The organism is Pseudonocardia lacus (assembly GCF_018531445.1).
Taxonomy (GTDB): Bacteria; Actinomycetota; Actinomycetes; order Mycobacteriales; family Pseudonocardiaceae; genus Pseudonocardia; species Pseudonocardia lacus.
In genome coordinates, this window is record NZ_JAHDTH010000370.1 from 1 (window position 1) to 3,824 (window position 3,824).

Genomic DNA, 3,824 nt, shown 5'->3' on the forward strand with positions numbered 1-3,824 from the left:
GCCCTGCTCGACGACGACCCGCTCGCCCAGCGCCGGCGGGCCCGCCTCGGGCGCGGTGCACGACGCCGACAGGGCCGCCGCCGCGACCGCGGCGGCGACCCCGAGGCGTCGGGCGGTCACCGGGTCGCGGTCAGCCGATCGTGGCGGTCTGGATGGTGACCGCGGACACCGGCGCGCCGTCGCTCGGGCTCCCGCTGGAGCCGTCCGAGCCCGCGGCGGCGACCGCGTCGAGCGCGGCCAGGCCCTCCTCGCCGATGGTGCCGAACACGGTGTAGTCGGGCGGGAGCAGCGAGTCGGCGTAGACCAGGAAGAACTGGCTGCCACCGGAGTCGGGGGCCGAGGTCTTGGCCATCGCCACGGTGCCGCGCGGGTAGATCGAGGCGCCGGACTGCGGGTCGGTGGCCAGCGACGTGGGCGGCTCGTCGTTCATGGTGTAGCCGGGGCCGCCGGTGCCCAGCCCGGTCGGGTCGCCGCACTGCAGCACCTTCAGGCTCTCGCTGGTGGTCAGCCGGTGGCAGGGCGTCCCGTCGAAGTACCCGGCGCCGGCCAGGCTGACGAAGCTCTCCACGGCGCACGGCCCGGTGGCGCGGTCGAGGGTCAGCGGGATGGCGCCGCGGTCGGTCTGCAGCGTCGCGGCCACCGTGCCGGTCGTCTCGGTCTGCCCGGACGGCGGCACCGGGGCCGGCTTGGCGGCGGGCTCGTCGGGCGTCGGGGTGAAGGCGCAGTCGCCCAGGGCGCGGGCCGGCGCGGCCTCGGTGGTCGGGGCCGCGGTCGGATCGGCCGCAGCGGGGTCGGCCTCCCCGCCGGTCAGGGTGCTGAGCAGCACGATGCCGACCACGACGACCACGACGACGGCGGCCGAGGTGATGATGGCGACCTGCTGGCGGCGCTTGGCCTGGGCGGCGCGCCGCTCCTGCTGGCGCTCCAGCTTGCGCTTGGCCGCCTCCCGCCGCATCTGATTGGTCGCCACCCGCACGCTCCTCACACCCGTCACGCCGTCGGTCGACGTTCGACCGGGCCGCAGGATAGCCAGCGCACCTGAACGGTCCCTGTGAGGGGACGCCGCCGACCAGCCCTTCACCGCCCGAATACCGGTCGGGTCGACCGCCTAGGCTGGTCGGGTGCTTGTCGCAGGATTTCCGGCCGGGTCCTTCCAGACCAACTGCTACGTGGTGGCGCCCGCGGCCGGCGAGGCGTGCATCGTGGTCGACCCCGGCCAGGGCGCCGTCGAGCCGCTGGAGGAGCTGCTGGCCGAGCACCGGCTCACCCCGGTCGCGGTGCTGCTGACCCACGGCCACTTCGACCACACCTTCAGCGTGGCGCCGGTCTGCGACGGCCACGACGTGCCGGCCTGGATCCACCCCGGCGACCGGGAGATGCTGGCCGACCCGATGAAGGGGCTCTCGGCGCAGGCCACGGCGATGTTCGGTGGGCGGCTGGAGCTGCGCGAGCCGCGCGAGGTCCGCCACCTCGACGACGGCGCGGCGCTGGAGCTGGCCGGGCTGACGTTCACCGTCGACCACACCCCCGGGCACACCCCCGGCTCGGCGGTGTTCCGCACGCCCACCGAGGACGGCGTCGAGGTGCTGCTGGCCGGCGACACCCTGTTCGCCGGCTCGATCGGGCGCACCGACCTGCCCGGCGGCGACTTCGCCCAGATGCAGGTCAGCCTGCGCGACAAGCTGCTGGTGCTGGACGACTCGACGCTCGTGCTGCCCGGCCACGGCCCGACCACAACGGTCGGGCGGGAGCGGGCGTCCAACCCGTTCCTGCAGGACCTCGGCGACGCGCGGGCCCCGGCGAAGGGCCGGGGCCTGTGAGCACCCCGACCGGTACCCAGACGAGCCCACCGAGCCAGCCGACGGAGTCCGAAGTGCCCTCCGAACCCCGCCCCCCCGCGCTGTCGGCGCCGAAGGGCGTGCCCGACTACGCGCCCCCCGCGTCGGCGGGCTTCGAGCACGTCCGCGACACCCTGCAGCGCGCGGCGGCCCGGGCCGGCTACGGGCTCGTGGAGCTGCCGGTCTTCGAGGACACGGCGCTGTTCGCGCGCGGCGTCGGCGAGTCCACCGACGTCGTGTCCAAGGAGATGTACACCTTCACCGACCGCGGCGAACGCTCGGTGACCCTGCGCCCGGAGGGCACCGCGGGCGTGGTGCGGGCGGTGATCGAGCACGGCCTCGACCGCGCCGGGCTGCCGGTCAAGCTGCGCTACGCGGGGCCGTTCTTCCGCTACGAGCGCCCGCAGGCCGGGCGCTACCGCCAGCTGCAGCAGGTCGGTGTCGAGGCCATCGGCGTCGACGACCCGGCGCTGGACGCCGAGGTCATCGCGGTGGCCGACGAGGGCTTCAGGGCGCTCGGCCTGACCGGCTACCGGCTGGAGATCACCTCGCTGGGCGACGCCGAGTGCCGCCCGGCCTACGCCGAGCGGCTGCGGGAGTTCCTGGCCGGGCTGCCGCTCGACGAGCCCACCCGCGCCCGCGCCCGGCTCAACCCGCTACGCGTGCTCGACGACAAGCGCCCCGAGGTGCGGGCCCTGCTCGCCGACGCGCCGCTGCTGAAGGACCACCTGTCGGCGGCGTCGGCCGAGCACCACGCCGCGGTGCTGGCCCACCTCGACGCGCTCGGCGTGGCCTACGTCGAGAACCCGCGGATGGTGCGCGGGTTGGACTACTACACCAAGACCACCTTCGAGTTCGTGCACGACGGGCTCGGCGCCCAGTCCGGCATCGGCGGCGGCGGGCACTACGACGGGCTCATGGCCACCCTCGGCGGCCAGCCGCTGCCCGGGGTCGGCTTCGGCCTCGGGGTCGACCGCACCCTGCTGGCCTGCGGCGCGGAGGGCGTGGCGCCCTGGTCGCAGGCGCGCTGCGAGGTGTTCGGGGTGCCGCTCGGGCAGGCGGCGACGGCGGAGCTGGTCACGGTGGCGGCTCGGCTGCGCCGCGCGGACGTGCGGGTCGACCTGGCCTATGGCGGTCGAGGGCTCAAGGGTGCGATGAAGGCCGCCGACCGCTCCGGCGCCCGGCTGGCGCTGGTGTTGGGCGAGCGCGACCTGGCCGCCGGCACGGTCGGGGTCAAGGACCTGGCCAGCGGCGAGCAGGTGTCCGTCGCCCTGGCCGACGTCGTGGACGTGGTGCGCGACCGGCTGGGCTGAGGGCCCAGCCCGGTGGGCCCGTCACGCCCGCCGGGTCCACGGCAGGGCGGCGAACACACCGACCGCGGCCAGCGCCACCAGCAGCGTGGCCCCCGCGCCCAGCCCGCCCGCCCCCGCCGTCCAGGTCGCGGCGGCCATGGCCGGGCCCAGGGTGAACGCGGTGGTGCGCACCAGCGAGCTGAGCCCGCTGCTGGCCCCCATCCGCCCGGGTGGGGTGGCGTCGAGCACCCGGGCGGCGTTGGGGCCGGCGAACAGCCCGTTCCCGACGCCGATGAGGGCCAGCGGCACGACCAGCGCGGCCGGGCCGGGCCGGGCGCCGACGGTCAGCAGCCAGCCGGCCCCGCCCAGCACGAGCACCGTGCCGGCCAGCACGACGGCGGTGGTGCCGATGCGGTCGGCGAGCACGCCGGCCGGGGGTGAGGTCAGCGCCATCGCCGCGGAGAGCACCAGCAGCACGAGCCCGGTCGTGGCGGCGTCCACGCCGCCGTCGGCCAGCGCGTAGGGGACCAGGAAGTTGACGGCGCCGACCCCGGCGATCGTGACCAGCAGCGCGAGCAGCGACCAGCCGATGCGGGGGTGGCGCAGCAGGGCCAGCACGGGCCGCGAGCCGGGTCGGCGCGCCCAGACCGCGACCGCGACGGCGCCGGCGACGGCCAGCAGCGCGGCCGGGCCG

General features: G+C 76.5%; 4 protein-coding genes. 2 read left to right on the forward strand and 2 right to left on the reverse strand.

The window, feature by feature from the left end:
• Window positions 1-130: 130 nt before the first annotated feature.
• On the reverse strand, window positions 131-970 hold the full coding sequence (locus tag KIK08_RS37890; RefSeq protein WP_214408134.1) for a peptidylprolyl isomerase: 840 nt from the start codon (window positions 968-970) through the stop codon (window positions 131-133).
• Between the two features lie 151 nt (window positions 971-1,121).
• On the opposite strand from KIK08_RS37890, the gene KIK08_RS37895 reads away from it, so the two are divergent.
• Both KIK08_RS37895 and hisS read left to right on the forward strand, forming a co-directional pair.
• A complete protein-coding gene (locus KIK08_RS37895; RefSeq protein WP_214408135.1) occupies window positions 1,122-1,820 on the forward strand; it encodes an MBL fold metallo-hydrolase in 699 nt (232 codons plus the stop codon).
• 53 nt (window positions 1,821-1,873) lie between these two features.
• The gene (hisS, locus tag KIK08_RS37900; protein WP_308258148.1) at window positions 1,874-3,151 is read left to right on the forward strand and encodes a histidine--tRNA ligase; all 1,278 of its coding nucleotides are present in this window, start codon (window positions 1,874-1,876) and stop codon (window positions 3,149-3,151) included.
• Between the two features lie 21 nt (window positions 3,152-3,172).
• Here the strand turns inward: hisS and KIK08_RS37905 are convergent.
• Window positions 3,173-3,824, reverse strand: a 652-nt coding sequence (locus KIK08_RS37905; protein WP_214408136.1) for an MFS transporter, incomplete at its 5' end; no start/stop codon positions are given.